The organism is Streptomyces sp. SID9727 (genome assembly GCF_010550605.1).
In the GTDB taxonomy this organism is placed as follows: Bacteria; Actinomycetota; Actinomycetes; order Streptomycetales; family Streptomycetaceae; genus Streptomyces.
Genome location: NZ_JAAGNI010000340.1, coordinates 1 through 17,444 on the forward strand (window position 1 = coordinate 1; position 17,444 = coordinate 17,444).

General features: G+C 71.4%; 15 protein-coding genes and 3 tRNA genes. 9 read left to right on the forward strand and 9 right to left on the reverse strand.

The window, feature by feature from the left end; all coding sequences use genetic code 11:
• From G3I41_RS23055 to G3I41_RS23065, 3 genes are all read left to right on the forward strand, one after another.
• On the forward strand, nucleotides 1–1,526 hold a 1,526-nt coding region (locus tag G3I41_RS23055), incomplete at its 5' end, for a hypothetical protein (RefSeq protein WP_164402301.1).
• Between the two features lie 195 nt (nucleotides 1,527–1,721).
• On the forward strand, nucleotides 1,722–3,185 hold the full coding sequence (locus G3I41_RS23060) for a N,N-dimethylformamidase beta subunit family domain-containing protein (protein ID WP_164402302.1): 1,464 nt from the start codon (nucleotides 1,722–1,724) through the stop codon (nucleotides 3,183–3,185).
• A 117-nt stretch (nucleotides 3,186–3,302) separates the two neighbouring features.
• Nucleotides 3,303–4,217, forward strand: coding sequence for a phosphoribosylaminoimidazolesuccinocarboxamide synthase (locus G3I41_RS23065; protein WP_164402303.1), 915 nt, complete (start codon nucleotides 3,303–3,305; stop codon nucleotides 4,215–4,217).
• A gap of 52 nt (nucleotides 4,218–4,269) precedes the next feature.
• Here the strand turns inward: G3I41_RS23065 and G3I41_RS23070 are convergent.
• The 8 genes from G3I41_RS23070 to G3I41_RS23105 all read right to left on the reverse strand — a co-directional run bounded on the left by G3I41_RS23070 (nucleotide 4,270) and on the right by G3I41_RS23105 (nucleotide 9,013).
• A tRNA-Gly gene (locus G3I41_RS23070) sits at nucleotides 4,270–4,342 on the reverse strand.
• A 22-nt stretch (nucleotides 4,343–4,364) separates the two neighbouring features.
• Nucleotides 4,365–4,976 (reverse strand): response regulator transcription factor, encoded by a 612-nt coding sequence (locus G3I41_RS23075; RefSeq protein ID WP_164402304.1) that lies wholly within the window; start codon nucleotides 4,974–4,976, stop codon nucleotides 4,365–4,367.
• On the reverse strand, nucleotides 4,945–6,390 hold the full coding sequence (locus G3I41_RS23080) for a histidine kinase (RefSeq protein WP_239081788.1): 1,446 nt from the start codon (nucleotides 6,388–6,390) through the stop codon (nucleotides 4,945–4,947). The genes G3I41_RS23075 and G3I41_RS23080 overlap by 32 nt, the downstream gene beginning before the upstream one ends.
• An 18-nt stretch (nucleotides 6,391–6,408) precedes the next feature.
• A complete protein-coding gene (locus tag G3I41_RS23085) occupies nucleotides 6,409–7,209 on the reverse strand; it encodes an ABC transporter permease (RefSeq protein WP_164402305.1) in 801 nt (266 codons plus the stop codon).
• Complete coding sequence (locus G3I41_RS23090) at nucleotides 7,206–8,150, reverse strand: ABC transporter ATP-binding protein (RefSeq protein ID WP_164402306.1); 945 nt, start codon at nucleotides 8,148–8,150, stop codon at nucleotides 7,206–7,208. Before G3I41_RS23090 ends, G3I41_RS23085 begins: the two co-directional genes overlap by 4 nt.
• 170 nt (nucleotides 8,151–8,320) lie before the next feature.
• Nucleotides 8,321–8,393 (reverse strand) — tRNA-Gly (locus tag G3I41_RS23095).
• Nucleotides 8,394–8,472: 79 nt separating this feature from the next.
• Nucleotides 8,473–8,544 (reverse strand) — tRNA-Gly (locus G3I41_RS23100).
• A 133-nt stretch (nucleotides 8,545–8,677) separates the two neighbouring features.
• Complete coding sequence (locus G3I41_RS23105; protein WP_343242211.1) at nucleotides 8,678–9,013, reverse strand: Lsr2 family protein; 336 nt, start codon at nucleotides 9,011–9,013, stop codon at nucleotides 8,678–8,680.
• Between the two features lie 386 nt (nucleotides 9,014–9,399).
• Between G3I41_RS23105 and purS the strand changes: the two genes are divergently transcribed.
• The 3 genes from purS to purL are packed head-to-tail and all read left to right on the forward strand — an operon-like array spanning nucleotide 9,400 to nucleotide 12,583.
• Nucleotides 9,400–9,660, forward strand: coding sequence for a phosphoribosylformylglycinamidine synthase subunit PurS (gene purS, locus G3I41_RS23110; protein ID WP_018101738.1), 261 nt, complete (start codon nucleotides 9,400–9,402; stop codon nucleotides 9,658–9,660).
• Nucleotides 9,657–10,337: a phosphoribosylformylglycinamidine synthase subunit PurQ gene (gene purQ / locus G3I41_RS23115; RefSeq protein ID WP_164402307.1), complete on the forward strand. Its 681-nt coding sequence runs from the start codon at nucleotides 9,657–9,659 to the stop codon at nucleotides 10,335–10,337. The genes purS and purQ overlap by 4 nt, the downstream gene beginning before the upstream one ends.
• The gene (gene purL, locus G3I41_RS23120) at nucleotides 10,334–12,583 is read left to right on the forward strand and encodes a phosphoribosylformylglycinamidine synthase subunit PurL (RefSeq protein ID WP_164402308.1); all 2,250 of its coding nucleotides are present in this window, start codon (nucleotides 10,334–10,336) and stop codon (nucleotides 12,581–12,583) included. Before purQ ends, purL begins: the two co-directional genes overlap by 4 nt.
• Before the next feature lie 123 nt (nucleotides 12,584–12,706).
• Here purL and G3I41_RS23125 read toward each other — a convergent pair whose 3' ends face one another.
• Nucleotides 12,707–13,642 carry an MFS transporter gene (locus G3I41_RS23125; protein ID WP_239081789.1) on the reverse strand — a complete coding sequence of 312 codons (936 nt, stop codon included), beginning with the start codon at nucleotides 13,640–13,642 and terminating at the stop codon, nucleotides 12,707–12,709.
• A 327-nt stretch (nucleotides 13,643–13,969) separates the two neighbouring features.
• On the opposite strand from G3I41_RS23125, the gene G3I41_RS23130 reads away from it, so the two are divergent.
• The 3 genes from G3I41_RS23130 to purF all read left to right on the forward strand — a co-directional run bounded on the left by G3I41_RS23130 (nucleotide 13,970) and on the right by purF (nucleotide 17,427).
• Complete coding sequence (locus G3I41_RS23130) at nucleotides 13,970–14,608, forward strand: TetR/AcrR family transcriptional regulator (protein WP_164402309.1); 639 nt, start codon at nucleotides 13,970–13,972, stop codon at nucleotides 14,606–14,608.
• 128 nt (nucleotides 14,609–14,736) lie between these two features.
• Complete coding sequence (locus tag G3I41_RS23135; RefSeq protein WP_164402310.1) at nucleotides 14,737–15,537, forward strand: maleylpyruvate isomerase family mycothiol-dependent enzyme; 801 nt, start codon at nucleotides 14,737–14,739, stop codon at nucleotides 15,535–15,537.
• A gap of 363 nt (nucleotides 15,538–15,900) precedes the next feature.
• Nucleotides 15,901–17,427, forward strand: a complete 1,527-nt coding sequence (gene purF / locus G3I41_RS23140) for an amidophosphoribosyltransferase (protein ID WP_164402311.1) — start codon at nucleotides 15,901–15,903, stop codon at nucleotides 17,425–17,427.
• Nucleotides 17,428–17,444: the final 17 nt, after the last annotated feature.

Sequence of the window (17,444 nt, forward strand, 5' to 3'; positions counted from 1 at the left end):
GAGGGCTCGCGGACGGCGGCGGCTGGGACGCGGCACGCTGGGCCGCGGCCGCCTGCGCGGTCGTGGTCCTGCTGATCGCCGGAGCCGTCGCGCTGACGGTCGTACGGGCGAGGCCCGCCGTCAGCCCGACCGTCCCGCTCAGCGAGGCGGCGGCGCCCGGCCTCTACCGGCTGGTCCGCGAGCTGGCGGACCGGCTCGACGTGCCCGCGCCCTCGGCCATAGCCCTCACGCCCGACTGCGACAGCTGGCTCGAGGACCGCGTCCACCCGGCGACCGACGGCCCCGCCCGGCGGACGGAGGCGGCCCCCGTGCTGGTCATCGGTTCGCCGTTCCTGTGGTGGATGCGGGTCGCCGAGCTGCGCGCGCTTCTCGCCCCGGTCGTCGCGGGCACCAGCGCGTCCGCCCAGCCGGACATAGCCGCCGCCCGGCGCTTCGTCCGGGGCCTGGACGGGGCGGTCGCCGACGCCGCCGCTCCCGTCCGGGGGCCGGTGCGCCGGGCCGTGCGACTGCCGCGTGTCCTCATCGGGCGGATCGCCCGGATACTGCTGCGCAGCTGTCGCGGTCATGCCGCGGAGATGGAACGGGGGGTCGCCGCCGCCGCGTCCTCGCGCGCCCGGACGGTGGACTACGGGCTGCGGATCGTCGCGCAGGAGCAGGTGGGCCTCGCCTACGCCGGCTGGGACCGGCTGCTGACCCGGGTCGCGCTGCCCGCCTGGCGGATGGGCCGCTGGCCCGCGCAGCTGGACGCGGGCGTCGTCGCCGCGCTCACCGAGCTCTCCCGCCGTGACCGGCTGGCCGAGGGGTACGCCTCCCGGCTCGCCGAGCGGCCGGCCTGCGACCTCCTGGAGGAGCCTGGAGCAGCTGACGAGGCCGCGTCCCTGCTGGCGGCTCGGCTCTTTCACGGCGGGCCCGCCGGGAACGGCCCCGACTGGTCCCCGGTGGACTGGCAGCGGTACCCCGACGAGGTGGTCGACCGGAAGTGGCGCTCGGAGGCGGCCCGGCTGAACCACGTCCTGGACGCCATGGGCGTTCCGCCCGCCGCCGCCGGCGGGGTGCCCACGCTGGCCCGCGTGGTCGAGCACCTGGAGGCGGGGGAGGCGGGTGGCGAGGAGCTGACGGCCGGAATCACCGCCGCCGTCGCCCGCGAGGAGGCGGAGGCGCAGGAGCGGGCACGGGCGACGGCCTCCGGCGCCCTGTCCGCCCCCGGCCCCGCCGTCGGCGACGACCTCGTCGCCCTCTGGGGCCCCGACCCGCTCCCGCTGTTCCCGCTCCAGCCGCCTCGTACAGGCACCGAACTGCTCGCCGACCACGTCGCGGCCATGGTGTGCTGCGCCGCCGTGGACACGGCGGGCGCGGCGCCCGGGCTCGACTGGCTCGACGGGCCCGCGCTGCTGGTCGGCGGCGAGCGCCGCGCGGACCTCGGCAGCCCCGTCCTCAGCCTGATCGAGGACGGCGACTCCGGGCCGCTGCGGTCCTGGCTCGCCTCGGTCGGCGTGCGCATCGACAAGCCCGTCCGCCTCGTCTGAAACAGGCCCCCCGCCTACGCGGGACGCGACGGACGGGATGGCCGAGAACAACCGCATAACCGGAGTGACAGCTTCCGTTCACGTCAATTCACGACGAACGGTGACGGAGTGCGTGCGTTATGTGATGTGCTGGGGAACGGCGCTGACTGACGGCGCACCACTGTTGATCCGGGGGCCTGAGGGAGGGGGAGCGTGATGGGGGCGGAACAGATCCGTCGGTGGGAATCGGGTGCCCTGGCGCATGCCGTGACCGACCCTTTCGGCCAGGGCCCGCTGCCCTGGCTGCGCGGCAGCGAGAACTACTTCGACGACACCGGCCAGGTCGTGCCCTGGTACGTGGATCCCACGCTGTCCCGCGGCTCCACCGACGGCGGCACCCACACCGCCGACGACGTGCGCCGACAGATCAAGGGCTTCACCTCCACGGGGGCCGCGGCCCCCGGCGAGGCGATCGATTTCCACATCACGGTGGACCCACCGCAGCAGTTCTCCGTGGACGTCTACCGGATCGGCCACTACGGCGGTGACGGCGCCTCGAAGATCACCACGAGCCCCCGCCTCTCGGGCATCGTCCAGCCGGCCCCCCTCACCGCCGACCGCACGGTCTCCTGCCACCACTGGTGGCTCTCCTGGCGGCTGCAGATCCCGAGCTACTGGTCGATCGGGGCGTACGTCGCCGTGCTCACCACGCTCGACGGCTACCGCTCCCACATCCCGTTCACGATCCGCGACAACCATCCGGCGGACCTGCTGCTCGTCCTCCCGGACGTCACCTGGCAGGCGTACAACCTCTACCCGGAGGACGGACGGACCGGCGCCAGCCTCTACCACGCCTGGGACGAGGAGGGCCGGCTGCTGGGGGAGGAGGACGCGGCGGTCACCGTCTCCTTCGACCGCCCCTACGCGGGCGCCGGCCTCCCGCTGCACGTCGGACACGCGTACGACTTCATCCGCTGGGCCGAGCGCTACGGCTACGACCTCGCCTACGCCGACACCCGCGACCTGCACGCGGGCCGGGTCGACCCCACCCGCTACCGGGGCCTGGTCTTCCCGGGCCACGACGAGTACTGGTCGGTGCCGATGCGCCGTGCCGCCGAGCGTGCCCGCGAGCACGGCACCTCCCTGGTCTACCTCTCCGCCAACACCATGTACTGGCAGGTCAGCCTGGGGCCCTCGGCGTCCGGGGTGCCGGACCGGCTGCTCACCTGCCGCAAGCGCCGAGGGCCCGGCAAGCCCGCGCTCTGGCGCGAGATCGACCGCCCGGAGCAGCAGTTGCTCGGCATCCAGTACGCGGGCCGGGTCCCCGAGCCTCACCCCCTGGTCGTGCGGAACGCGGAGCACTGGCTGTGGGACGCGACGGGCGCCGGCGAGGGCGACGAGATCGAGGGCCTGGTGGCCGGCGAGGCCGACCGCTACTTCCCGCGCACCACGCTGCCGGAGCACGACAACCGCATCCTGCTCGCCCATTCCCCGTACCAGGACGGCGAGGGTGTGATGCGCCACCAGGAGACCTCCCTGTACCGGGCCCCGTCCGGTGCGCTGGTCTTCGCCTCGGGCACCTTCGCCTGGTCCCCGGCCCTGGACCGCCCCGGCCATGTGGACCCCCGCATCCAGAAGGCCACCGCCAACCTCCTCGACCGGATCTGCAAGCGCGCCTGACCGGAGGGCCGTCACCCCGCGCTTCCCCGCCCACCCGGACGGCACCCCTCCGCAGCCGGACCTTCCCGGATACGGGACAATCGGAACGGTTCTTGGAACAACGTACGCGGAGGCAGCGTGTCCGGATTCGTAGAAAAGCCCGAGCCGGTGCAGGTGCCGGGTCTCACCCACCTGCACACCGGCAAGGTGCGCGACCTGTACCGGAACGAGGCCGGTGACCTCGTCATGGTCGCCAGCGACCGGATCTCCGCGTACGACTGGGTGCTGCCGACCGAGATCCCGGACAAGGGCCGCGTTCTCACCCGCCTCTCGATGTGGTGGTTCGACCAGCTCGCCGACCTCGTGCCGAACCACGTCCTGTCGACCGACGTGCCCGCCGGGGCACCCGCCGACTGGGAGGGCCGCACGATGATCTGCAAGTCGCTGCGGATGGTCCCGGTCGAGTGCGTCGCCCGCGGCTACCTCGCGGGCTCCGGTCTGCTCGAGTACAACGCCTCGCGCACGGTCTGCGGCATCGGGCTCCCCGACGGGCTGGTCGACGGCTCCGAACTCCCGGGCGCGATCTTCACCCCCGCCACCAAGGCAGCCGTCGGTGACCACGACGAGAACGTCAGTTACGAGGAGGTGGCCCGCCAGGTCGGCACGGAGACCGCCGTCGCGCTGCGCCGGACCACCCTGGACGTCTACGGCCGGGCCCGCGACATCGCCCGCGAGCGCGGGATCATCCTCGCGGACACGAAGTTCGAGTTCGGCTACGCGCCCACCGCCGACGGCGGCGAGGAACTGATCATCGCCGACGAGGTCCTGACCCCGGACTCCTCCCGCTTCTGGCCGGCCGCCACCTGGGAGCCGGGCCACGCCCAGCCGTCGTACGACAAGCAGTTCGTCCGCGACTGGCTGACCTCCCCGGACTCCGGCTGGGACCGCAAGAGCGAGCAGCCCCCGCCGCCGCTGCCCCAGGAGATCGTGGACGCGACCCGCGCCAAGTACATCGAGGCGTACGAGCTCCTCACCGGCACGCCCTGGCGGTGACGCTCGCACGAAGAAGCCCCCGGCCGAAAGGCCGGGGGCTTCTTCTGATCTGAGCGGACGACCAGGTTCGAACTGGCGACCTCAACCTTGGCAAGGTTGCGCTCTACCAACTGAGCTACGTCCGCGAGCGCCGAAGCGCGAGAACCACTATACCCATCCCCGCTCGCGTGCGAGACGCACTGCCGCATGACGGTTCTCCGCACCCAGCTTCGATGCCGCCGCCGACAGGTAGTTCCGTACGGTCCCCTGCGAGAGCGACGCCCGCTCGGCGATCTCCGAGACCGGCGCCCCGTCGACCGCGAGCTCCAGCACCTCGGTCTCCCGTACGGTCAGCGGCGAGTCCCCGGCGGCGATGGCGTCGGCCGCCAACTCCGGATCCACGTAACGGTTCCCGGCCTGCACGGTACGGATGATGCCGGCCAGCTGGCGGGCGCTCACGGTCTTCGGCACGAAGCCCCGGACGCCCGCCGCGAGGGCCCGCTTGAGGTGACCGGGCCGGCCGTGACTGGTCACGATCATGGTCCGGCACTCCGGCAGTTCGGCCCGCAGTGATGTGGCGACGCTCACACCGTCCGCCCCGGGCATCTCCAGGTCGAGCACCGCGACATCCGGGCGGTGGGCCCGGGCCATGGCGAGCGCCTCCGGCCCCGTCGCCGCCTCCGCGACCACCACCAGGTCCTCCTCCAGAGCGAGGAGGGCGGCGAGCGCGCCCCGGATCAGATGCTCGTCATCGGCGAGCAGCACCCGTACCGCGGTCATCTTCATTCCTCCACGAGGCCGGTCCTTCCGGCCCCACCATCACGCCCGGGGCCACTATGGCCGCGGCACACAAACTCATGGGCGCACGGCGGGCGCCGGGCGTCCGCCGGCGGAGGTCCTCGGCCGTACCGGGCTTCCCGTCGCCTCCGTCCCCCTCCCCGCTCCCCGGCGGGAGCGCCGCCAGCGGGATCGTCGCCGTCAGCCGGAACAGGCCGCCCTTCGCCGGTCCGGCCTCCAGCGAGCCGTCCAGCGCGGCGAGCCGTTCCCGGAGGCCGGCCAGCCCGGAGCCCGGCCCGTCGTGCGCGGACACGGGCGAGGACGCCGTTCCGGCGGGCGTCGCGCCGTCGTTCTCCACCTGGAGCACCACGGTGTCGGCGGTGGCCCCGACCCGGATCAGGCAGCGGCGCGGGTCGCCGTGGCGCAGCACGTTGGTGGCCGCTTCCCGGACGACCCAGCCGAGCGCCGACTGCACGGGCGGGGGCAGGTGCTCGCCGCTGTCGCCGGTCACCGTGCACTCGATACCGGCCGCGCTCAAGACACCCTGCGCCCCCGCCAGTTCCGTGTCCAGGTCCGCTTCGCGGTAGCCGCGCACCACGTCGCGTACTTCCTGCTGCGAGGCGCGCGCTATCCGCTGCACCTCGACCATCTGGTCCACCGCCTCCGGCCTGCCGCGTTGGGCGAGCTCCACCGCCAGCTCGCTCTTGAGCGCGATCACCGCGAGGTTGCGGCCCAGCACGTCATGCATGTCCCGGCCGAACCGCAGCCGTTCCTCCGCCACGGCGAGCCTGGCCTGTATGCCCCGGGTCTGCTCGGCCTGCCACATCACGCTCATGCTCCAGGCACTGGGCCGGACCGAGATCAGGACCAGGACGCAGCCGAAGAGGCTGCAGGGCACCACGCCCGCCAGGGTGCCGCCCTTGACGCCGGCCAGTCCGAGGGCGCCGGTGATCAGGGCGGTGAGGCAGAGGGACTCGACCAGGAAGCGGCGGACCGGCACCAGGAGCACCCGCGTGATCACGAGGGCCATGGGCGCGTTCAGGGTCATGAGCAGCAGCCCCGAGCCCCGCACGCCGTCCACCCCGGCCAGGGCCGCCAGGAGCCCGACGGCCACGGCCAGAAGTGCCACGGGTACCAGCAGGCGCCGCCCCGGGAAGACGGAGACGCCCAAGTAGTGCTCGTACGACGCGGTGAGGTTGCGGTTGCTCAGCAGGCACTGCACCAGGCTCACCAGGAGGAGCGCCAGGCCGAGGGTCAGCGGCAGCGGTTCGTGCCGGATGTCCTGGTGGAAGGGCGTCCCCTGCCAGGCCAGGGAGAAGAGCCAGGGGATGCAGGAGATGGTGAACCGTGAGTACAGATCGATCCGCTCCATCTTGCTGCGCTCCTGCCAGCTGCGGCGCCATCCCCGTACGCGCATCGCGGCCCAACCTCCATGTCAGCGTCGCGGATCCCAGCGGAACCACCGGTGCACAGCAAACACGGCCAGCGCCGTCCAGACCAGCCCGGTCAGCGCGGCGCCGAGCAGGTCGGTGTCCTCGGGGCTGCCGAACCAGCCGGCCCGGACCAGGGTCATCACACCGGTCAGCGGCAGGTACTCGCAGACCACCGCGAGCCGGTCCGGGAACACGTCCAGCGGGACGAAGAGCCCCGAGCCCATCATCGAGACGAGGAACAGCGGCAGCGTCGTCAGCTGGGCGGTCTGCACGGTGCGGGTGATCACGGAGGTGACCGCGGCCAGGACGGTCAGCAGCACCACCCCCAGCAGCACTCCCGCGACGAGCAGTTCCGGGCGCTCCGGTGCGTCGAGGCCGAAGAAGGCCGTACCGGCGACGACGATCACCGCGCTCTGTGCCAGGGCGAGGGCGCCGGCCGGAAGGGCGGTCCCGGCCAGGATCTCCCCGTCGGTGACCTCGCCGGTGCGCAGCCGCTTCAGGACCAGGTACTCGCGCCGGGCGACGTAAGCGGCGACGAGGTTCATGTAGACGGCCTGGATGAGCACCGTCCCGACGCCGCCCATCAGGGCCGCTCCGGCGACGGTGAGTCCGGTCCCGTCGAGGTCGACCTTCTCGAACGCCGACCTCATCGCCATGATCATGGCCGCCGGCATGATGAGCGCGACGAAGATCGCCGTCCGGTTCCGGGCGAGCAGCGACAGCTCGGCCCGGCCGAGGGCCGCCAGCCGGCTCGCGGCCGTCGTGCGCGAGGGTCCGGCGGCGGGGGTGGTCGCGGTGGTCATGGGACGGGCACCTCTTCGGTGTCGGTGGCGGACTTCGCGATGTCGAGGAACGCCTCTTCGAGCGAGGCGGAACGGGCGTCGAGCCCGTGCAGCCGGACGTCCGACTCGGCGGCCCAGCGGAGAAGTTCGGTCAGGGCGTCCTGGAGGTGGTGCGTCCGTATCTCGACCCGGGGGCCCTCGGCGGCGGCGTGGAGCTTTAGGGGCAGCCGTGCCGGCACGACGCCCTCGGGCAGCTCGAAGCGGATGTGGGCGGGCCGGGCGGCCGTCACCTCCGCCGTGGTGCCGGCGGTGACGATCCGGCCGCGGTGCATGATCGCCAGCCGGTCCGCGAGGGCTTCGGCCTCCTCCAGGTAGTGCGTGGTGAGCAGCACGGTGGTGCCGTCCTCCTGGAGCCGGCGCACCAGCGCCCAGGTGTCGCGGCGGCCCTCCGCGTCGAGACCGGTGGTCGGCTCGTCGAGGAAGAGCACCTCGGGCCGGCCGAGGAGGGCCAGCGCCAGGTCGAGCCGCCGCCGCTCACCGCCCGAGAGCTGCTTGACCCGGACGCGGGCGCGGTGGCCGAGCCCGACCAGCTCCAGGGCCTCGCCGGTGGGCCGGGCGCCGCTGGTGCAGCCCGCCCACATCCGTACCGTCTCGGTGACGGACAACTCGGACGGGAAGCCGCCCTCCTGGAGCATCACGCCTATGCGTGGGCGGACCTGCGAGCGCTCGCCGTAGGGGTCGTGGCCCAGCACGCGGACCGTGCCGCCGTCGGGCCGGGCCAGGCCCTCCAGGAGCTCGACGGTGGAGGTCTTGCCGGCGCCGTTCGTACCGAGGAGGGCGAACAGTTCGCCGCGTGCCACGGAGAAGGAGACGCCGGACACGGCCTCGAAGCCGCCGGCGTAGCTGCGCCGGACGTCTTCCGCCTGGATCACGCACTCACGGGACATGTCTTCGCTGGTCATGTCCTCAGGTTTCCGTCCGCGGCGGGCCGGGGGCAGTGCGGACTGTCACCACCACTCATGACAAACGTCATGGGTGGTGGTGCACGGGCCGGGAAGACACCGGAAGCCGCCGGAGGACCCGGAACACGACGAAGGCCCCGGTCGTAATTGACCGGGGCCTTCGTATTCCGAGCGGACGACCAGGTTCGAACTGGCGACCTCAACCTTGGCAAGGTTGCGCTCTACCAACTGAGCTACGTCCGCATTGCAGCCACTCGGCTTTCACCGGTGGAGCGAGCACTACTCTACCTGATCCACCGGAGTGGTCCTGCGAGTCGTGCAGAGCGGGTGACAGGAATTGCACACTGCGCCTTCCCCCTGGAAGGGGGATGTTCTACTACTGAACTACACCCGCACGCTGCGTGGGGTTCGGCCTTTTCGGCCTTGCCCCTCGGCGTGTTCCAGACTCTATCCGACCTGCGGGGGTGTAGCGCAAGTCGGCTCCCCCACAGGCCCTCCGGCGGTGTCCCGCCGGACCTGTCGCCGGGTCAGCTCGCTTCCTGGAAGGCCTCGTACACGCTCTTCGGGATGCGGCCCCGGGCGGGCACGTCCATCCGGTGCGAGCGCGCCCAGGCGCGCACCGCCGCGGGGTCGGGCGCCAGCGAGGTGTGCCGGTACGGAACGGGGGCCTTGCCGTGCTTGGCGGCATTTGTCTGCTTGCGGCCGGCCGCCATGTACGGGGCCAGGGCGTTCCGCAGTTTCTTTGCGTTGGACGGATTGAGGTCGATCTCGTACGACTTCCCGTCCAGGGCGAAGGTGACCGTTTCCGCCGCTGTTCCCCCGTCGATGTCGTCGGAGAGTGTGACCACTACGCGCTGCGCCACGGATATCGGTCCTTTCTTACGGCATCGGCGCGTCTGACGTGCGCCGATGCCGGCCTTCCGGCTGTGAGCGCGGATGCGGGCCGACTGGTGTCGGTGCTCCGGGGCAATGCTGCATTCCTCGGTAATCATTTGTACAGCGAGTGGTGCCGCATTGTGAAGCCCGTCCAATTACTTCCGCGTGTCCGCCCGCTATGTGTGCCGCTCGTGGGCATTTGTTTCGCGGCTTTTCCGCCGTCCGGTGATCGGCCGATATCTGGACGTGATCTATCCCGATTGATATCTACCCGCGTAGAATTTCCGGCCAGGTACGCTGAGTGGACCCGCGGGGGTCCGGGGTACCCCCTCCGGAGAAACAGCCGCACCACACCACCACACCGGGAGTGCCAGTGGCACGCGTCGTAGTCGACGTCATGCTCAAGCCCGAGATCCTCGACCCGCAGGGACAGGCGGTGCAGCGCGCACTGCCCCGTCTCGGCTTCGAGGGAATCGCGGACGTACGTCAGGGAAAGCGTTTCGAGCTGCAGGTCGAGGGGCCGGTCGATGACGCCGCCCTCGCCCGTATTCACGAGATGGCGGAGACGTTCCTCGCCAACACCGTGATCGAGGACTTCACCGTGAAGGTGGAGAACGCCGAGGAGTCGAAGTGACCGCTCGTATCGGAGTCGTCACTTTTCCGGGCACGCTCGATGACCAGGACGCCCTGCGGGCCGTTCGTGTCGCGGGCGCCGAACCCGTATCGCTGTGGCACCGCGACAAGGACCTGCACCAGGTCGACGCGGTGATCCTGGCGGGCGGTTTCTCGTACGGCGACTATCTGCGCGCCGGAGCCATCTCCCGGTTCTCGCCGGTCATGGAGACGGTGATCGAGCAGGCGAAGGCGGGCATGCCGGTCCTCGGCATCTGCAACGGCTTCCAGATCCTGACCGAGGCACACCTGCTGCCCGGCGCGATGCTGCGCAACAACCACCTGCACTTCATCTGCCGCGACCAGACCCTGCGCGTCGAGAACGCGGAGACCGCCTGGACCTCGGACTACTCCGCGGGCCAGGAGATCTCCGTACCGCTCAAGAACATGGACGGCCGCTACACCGCCGACGAGCACACGCTCGACGCGCTGGAGGCCGAGGGCCGCGTCGCCTTCCGGTACGTGGGCCACAACCCGAACGGGTCGCTGCGCGACATCGCCGGCATCACCAACGCCGCGGGCAACGTCGTCGGTCTGATGCCCCACCCGGAGCACGCCGTGGAGCCGCTGATCGGCACCGGTCGCACCGACGGTCTCGGTTTCTTCACCTCGATCATCAAGAAGCTGGTCAACGCATGAGCCTGGACACGGTCAAGCACGCGGCCGAAACCCCGGACACCGCGCAGCCCTGGAAGGAACTCGGCCTCAAGGAGGACGAGTACGCCCGCATCCGCGAGATCCTGGGCCGCCGTCCCACCGGCGCCGAGCTCGCCATGTACTCCGTGATGTGGTCCGAGCACTGCTCGTACAAGAGCAGCAAGGTCCACCTCAAGCAGTTCGGCGAGAAGGTCCCCGCCAACGACGCCATGCTCGTCGGCATCGGTGAGAACGCCGGTGTGGTCGACGTCGGACAGGGGTACGCGGTCACCTTCAAGGTCGAGTCGCACAACCACCCCTCGTACATCGAGCCCTACCAGGGCGCGGCGACGGGCGTCGGCGGCATCGTCCGCGACATCCTCGCCATGGGTGCCCGCCCGGTCGCCGTCGTGGACCCGCTGCGCTTCGGTGCGGCCGACCACCCGGACACCAAGCGGGTCCTGCCGGGTGTGGTCGCGGGGATCGGCGGGTACGGCAACTGCCTCGGCCTGCCGAACATCGGCGGCGAGGTCGTTTTCGACGCCTGCTATCAGGGAAACCCGCTCGTCAACGCCGGCTGCATCGGTGTGATGAAGCACGAGGACATCCACCTCGCGAAGGCTTCCGGCCCGGGCAACAAGGTCATCCTGTACGGCGCGCGTACCGGCGGTGACGGCATCGGCGGTGTCTCCGTGCTCGCCTCGGAGACCTTCGAGTCGACCGGCCCGGCCAAGCGCCCGGCCGTCCAGGTCGGCGACCCGTTCCAGGAGAAGCTCCTCATCGAGTGCACCCTGGAGATCTTCAAGGAGAAGCTCGTCGCGGGCATCCAGGACCTCGGCGGTGCCGGGCTCTCCTGCGCCACGTCCGAGCTGGCCTCCGCGGGCTCCGGCGGCATGCGCGTCGAGCTGGACACCGTGCCGCTGCGCGACTCCTCCCTCTCGCCCGAGGAGATCCTCATGAGCGAGTCGCAGGAGCGCATGTGCGCCATCGTCGAGCCGCAGCACGTCGACCGCTTCCTGGAGATCTGCGAGAAGTGGGACGTCATCGCCACCGTCATCGGTGAGGTGACCGAGGGCTCGCAGCTGGAGATCTTCTGGCACGGCGAGCAGATCGTGGACGTGCCGCCGCGGTCCGTCGCCCACGAGGGCCCGACCTACCACCGCCCGTTCGCGCGCCCGTCCTGGCAGGACGCGCTCCAGGCCGACGACGCCGGCAAGCTGGCCCGTCCGGCGAACGGCGCGGAGCTGCGCGAGCAGGTCCTCAAGCTGGTCGCCTCGCCGAACCAGGCGTCGAAGTCCTGGATCACGGACCAGTACGACCGGTTCGTGCAGGGCAACACCGTGCTCGCGATGCCCGAGGACGCCGGCATGGTCCGCATCGACGAGGAGTCCAACCTCGGCGTGGCCATGGCGACCGACGGCAACGGCCGGTACGCGAAGCTCGACCCGTACACCGGTGCGCAGCTCGCGCTGGCGGAGTCGTACCGGAACGTCGCCGCGACCGGTGCCAAGCCGCTCGCGATCTCGGACTGCCTGAACTTCGGCTCGCCCGAGGACCCGGACGTCATGTGGCAGTTCGCCGAGGCCACCCGCGGTCTCGCGGACGGCTGCCTGGAGCTGGGCACCCCGGTCACCGGCGGCAACGTCTCGCTGTACAACCAGACCGGTGAGACGGCGATCCACCCGACGCCGGTCGTGGCCGTGCTCGGTGTGATCGACGACGTCACACGGCGTACGCCGGTCGCCTTCGGGGAAGAGGGCCAGCTCCTCTACCTGCTGGGTGACACGCGCGAGGAGTTCGGCGGCTCGGCCTGGTCCGAGGTCGTCCACAACCACCTCGGCGGCATGCCGCCCAAGGTGGACCTCGGCCGCGAGAAGCTGCTCGCCGACATCCTGATCTCGGCCTCCCGCGACGGCATGATCGACGCGGCGCACGACCTGTCGGACGGCGGTCTGATCCAGGCGGTCACCGAGTCCTGCCTGCGCGGCGGTAAGGGTGCCCGGCTGGTCGTGCCGGACGGCCTCGACGCGTTCACGCTGCTGTTCTCCGAGTCCGCGGGCCGCGCGGTCGTCTCGGTGCCGCGCAGCGAGGAGCTGCGGTTCAACGACATGTGCGGGGCGCGCGGTCTGCCCGTGACCCGCATCGGTGTCGTGGACGGTGACGAGATCGCGGTCCAGGGCGAGTTCAGCATCCCGCTGAGCGAGCTGCGCACGGCCCACGAGGAGACGATCCCGGCGCTGCTCGCGTAGTTCCCGGACAGCACACGCCGAAACCCCCGACCGGTTCCGCCCGGCCGGGGGTTTTCGCGTGGTGTGGGCGGGGAAGCGCGGGGTCTCGGTGGGAGGTTCGGCCGGTGCCCGTACGGGGAAGGGTCAGGCGCTCGTACGGGTGCCGGGCAGTCGGGCCGCCAGGATCAGAGCGAGGACCATCGCGCCGGTGGCGCAGGCGAAGACCACGTGCGTCGAGGAGACGAAGGCGTCCAGGGCCCGGTGGTGTGCGGTGCCGGTGAGCCGGCCGATGTCACTGGTCGTTCCGCCGGGGCCCTCGGCGGCGTAGACCCTGCTGAGCACGGCTCCGAAGAGGGAGGCGCCCAGGGCGGTGCCGAGGGTCTGGAAGAAGCGGACACCGGTGGTGGCGACGCCCAGCCGGCCGGGCGGGGCGGTGTCCTGGACGAGCTGGATCAGCTGACCGACGAGCTGACCGAAGCCGATGCCCATGAGCAGCAGTGCGCCGCGCACGGTCCACAGGCCGGTGTCCGTGTCGAGCGTGGTCAGCAGGGCGAGGGCGGCCGAAGCGCAGACCGTGCCGCTGACGACGAAGGTCTTCTGCGACCAGCCCGCCGCGACCAGGCGCCCCGAGACGAGCCCGACGACGGTCATGCCGATCGCCATCGGGACGAGGAAGAGACCGGCCGAGGTCGCGGCGACTCCGCGGACCACCTGGAGGTAGATCATCACGTAGACGATCGCCCCCGTCATCGCGACGCCCGCGAGCCCCTGGAACGCGAAGCCGTACCGCATGGCCCGCAGGCGGAAGAGCGAGAGCGGCAGGATCGGTTCGGCGGCCGTGGCCTGGCGCCACAGGAACAGGCCGAGCGTGACGGCGGCGGCGACGGCGAGGCCGACGACGACCGGCGAGGCCCACGCGTAGTCCTCGCCGCCCCACTCGGTGACCAGGAGCAGAGCGGTGGAGAAGGCGGCGGCGAGACCGGCTCCGAGGAAGTCGATGCGGTGGCGCGTCGTGCGGACGGGGAGCCGTACAGGGGCAGTGCGGCGGTCGCGGCGAGCTGGTAGGCGGCGATCAGCCATGGGATCCGGTCGACGCCGTGGACCGGATCCAGGTCGCGGACGATCGGGACGGTCGCCGAGGACACGATGTTCGAGTCCAGCACCGCCAGCAGGATCGTGACGATGCAGAGCGCCATGGCGATCGTGGTGCTCCGGCCGCCTCCGGCGGGCTGTCCGGCCGCGGTCGTCTGCTGTGGTGCGGGCGTGGTGGCTGTTCCCGGCATGGCTGGGGTCCCCCTTCCTGACGGTGCTGACGCGCACCGCTGTGGTGGTTCCCACTGTCCAATGAATAATATACCGAGTCAATTTTTCGGGCAGGATTAATTTTCATCCTGGTACAGTGAGGTCATGACCGAGGGGATGGGCTTGCGCGAGCGCAAGAAGAGGGAAACCCGGCGGCGGCTGCTGGAAGCGGCCACCACGCTCTTCGCCGAGCGCGGGTTCGATCAGGTGTCCGTCGCGGAGATCGCCGACGCGGCCGATGTCTCGAAGATGACTGTCTTCAACTACTTCGACAGCAAGGAAGACCTGGTCTTCGCGCCGTTGGAGGAGCACGTGGGCGACGCCGCCCGGATCGTGCGGGAGCGCGCGCCCGGCGAATCGGCGATCGCGGCGTTGCGCCGGCAGTTCGTGGAGGCCATCGAGCGCCACGACCCGTCGGTGGGGATGGGCGACCACCCGCTGGCACTCCGCATCGTGCGGCTCATCGTGGAGACGCCCGCCCTCCTCACCCGAGCCCACTCCTTCTTCGTGCGCACGCAGGAACAGCTCACCGAGGCCCTGATCGAGGAGGGAGAGGAGCCGGTCATCGCGCGCATCGTGGCTTCCCAACTGCTCGGTACGCGAAACGCCCTGCTCACCGAGAACCGCAGGCGCCTGCTGGCCGGCGAACCGGCCGCCGCGGTCGCCCCCGACGCCGTCGCCCTCGCCCACCGGGGCTTCGACCTGCTGGAGAAGGGCCTCGGCGACTACGCGACGCGCACCTGACCCGGCGGCTGCGCCCGCGCGACGCGCACCTGACCCGGCGGCTGCGCCCGCGCGACGCGCACCTGACCCGGCGGCTGCGCGCCCGTGCGGCGGACGCCCTGTCGGTGGCGCGTCGTAGGCTCCCCGACATGCCGCCCTCGCAGAAGCGCCCCCGCCGTTACGACCCGGCCAGGACCCGCGCCGCGGTCCTCGCCCAGTTCGCCCACGTCCGGGACGCCGTGCGCACGCTGACCCCGCAGCAGCTCGGCGCGCCGAGCGGACTCGGTGACTGGACGGTGCGCGAGCTCGCCGCGCACATCACCATGGCCCTCTCGCACGTCAGCCGGACGCTGGAGCTTCCCGCGCCGGCCCTCGCCAAACCCGAGGTCTCCCTCCTGGAGTGGCCGTTCACCACGGCGGCCCGCGCACCCCGGATCGCGGACGACACCGCCGAACGGGCCGCCGCCGCCCCCGACCTGGAGGCGCTCTACGCGGAGACCGCCGCCCGTTTCGAGGCCCTGGTGCCCGGCGCCTCCGAGGACCGCCTACTGGCCACCCGGGTCGGGGCGATGCGCCTCGGCGACTTCCTGGTCACCCGCACCGTGGAGCTGGTCGTCCACACCTGGGACCTCAACGAGGCGACCGGGCTCTCCGTCCCGTACGACCGGCAGGCGCTCGCCGCGTGCAGCCGGCTCCTCGCCGACGCGCTCGCCGAGCGGGCGCCCGGCGGTTCCGTCGAGGTCCGGGTGCCGCCGTTCGCGGTGGTCCAGTGCGTCCAGGGGCCGCGTCACACCCGGGGCACCCCGCCCAACGTCGTGGAGACCGACGCGCTCACCTGGATACGGCTGGCGACCGGACGTGCGGAGTGGGCACGCGAGGTCGAATCGGCGAAGGTCGCCGCGAGCGGCGAGCGCGCGGACCTCTCCGAGCTGCTGCCGCTGATGGGCTGAGCCCGCCCCGGACGCGCGGCCGGTGCCCCGAGATACCGCATACCGGGCGCCCGCGGTGTGAGGCTCACCACGAAACGACCGGTCGGGCCGGTCCTCCCCGCCTCCGGGGGACCGGCTCACGCAGTGCCACCACCGGCCCGCTCAGGGGCTCCGCGGGGTGGCCGGAACCCGTCGGTGAACGGCCCGTGATCCGGGCGTCGCCTGCCCTCCGGCGGTTGCCGCGCGTAGATCGGGGAAGGGCTGCGGTGACTGTGCGTAACTGCTCCGGGGGGTCCGGCAGTGTGCCCCGAAGGGGCTTCCCCGGTGGTGGGACGAGGAATCCCCAATTCGGACCAGTGGTCGATCTCCCCTACACTCGATGGCGTGCCTCGTGGTGATGGACGACTCAACCACGACCTGCTCCCCGGAGAGAAGGGCCCCCAGGACGCTTGCGGCGTCTTCGGTGTCTGGGCTCCGGGCGAAGAGGTCGCCAAGCTCACCTATTTCGGACTGTATGCCCTGCAGCACCGTGGACAGGAGTCCGCGGGCATCGCAGTGAGCAACGGGTCCCAGATCTTGGTCTTCAAGGACATGGGACTGGTCTCGCAGGTCTTCGACGAAACCTCCCTGGGATCGCTCCAGGGCCATATCGCGGTCGGTCATGCCCGCTACTCCACCACCGGTGCCTCGGTGTGGGAGAACGCGCAGCCGACGTTCCGTGCCACCGCGCACGGCTCGATCGCCCTCGGTCACAACGGGAACCTGGTCAACACGGCCCAGCTCGCGGAGATGGTCGCCGACCTCCCGCGCAAGGACGGCCGCGCCACCCAGGTGGCAGCGACCAACGACACCGACCTGGTGACCGCGCTGCTCGCCGGCCAGACCGACGACGACGGCAAGCCGCTGACCATCGAGGAGGCCGCCGCCAAGGTGCTTCCCGAGGTGCGGGGCGCCTTCTCCCTGGTCTTCATGGACGAACACACGCTCTACGCGGCCCGTGACCCGCAGGGCATCCGCCCGCTGGTCCTCGGCCGCCTGGAGCGCGGCTGGGTCGTCGCGTCGGAGTCCGCCGCCCTCGACATCTGCGGCGCCAGCTTCGTGCGCGAGATCGAGCCGGGCGAGATGGTCGCCATCGACGAGAACGGTCTGCGTACCTCGCGATTCGCGGAAGCGAAGCCCAAGGGCTGTGTCTTCGAGTACGTCTACCTGGCGCGCCCCGACACCGACATCGCGGGCCGCAACGTCTACCTCTCCCGTGTGGAGATGGGCCGGAGGCTGGCCGCCGAGGCTCCCGTCGACGCGGATCTCGTCATAGCGACGCCGGAGTCCGGCACCCCGGCCGCCATCGGTTACGCGGAGGCCAGCGGAATCCCGTTCGGGAACGGCCTCGTGAAGAACGCCTACGTCGGCCGGACCTTCATCCAGCCCTCCCAGACGATTCGCCAGCTCGGCATCCGCCTCAAGCTGAACCCGCTCAAGGAAGTCATCAAGGGCAAGCGCCTGGTGGTCGTGGACGACTCGATCGTCCGCGGCAACACCCAGCGCGCACTGGTCCGGATGCTCCGCGAGGCCGGCGCCGCCGAGATCCACATCCGGATCTCGTCCCCGCCGGTGAAGTGGCCCTGCTTCTTCGGCATCGACTTCGCTACCCGCGCCGAGCTGATCGCCAACGGCATGTCCGTCGACGAGATCGGCACCTCGATGGGCGCCGACTCGCTCGCGTACATCTCGCTCGACTCGATGATCGAGGCGACGACGATCGACAAGCCGAACCTGTGCCGCGCCTGCTTCGACGGCGAGTACCCGATGGAGCTCCCGGACCCGGAGCTGCTCGGCAAGCAGCTGCTGGAGACCGAGCTGGCGGCGGGCCCCGCGGCGACCGCGGCGTCCGACGCGCTGCGGCGTCCGTGACCCGGACCGTCCGGCGG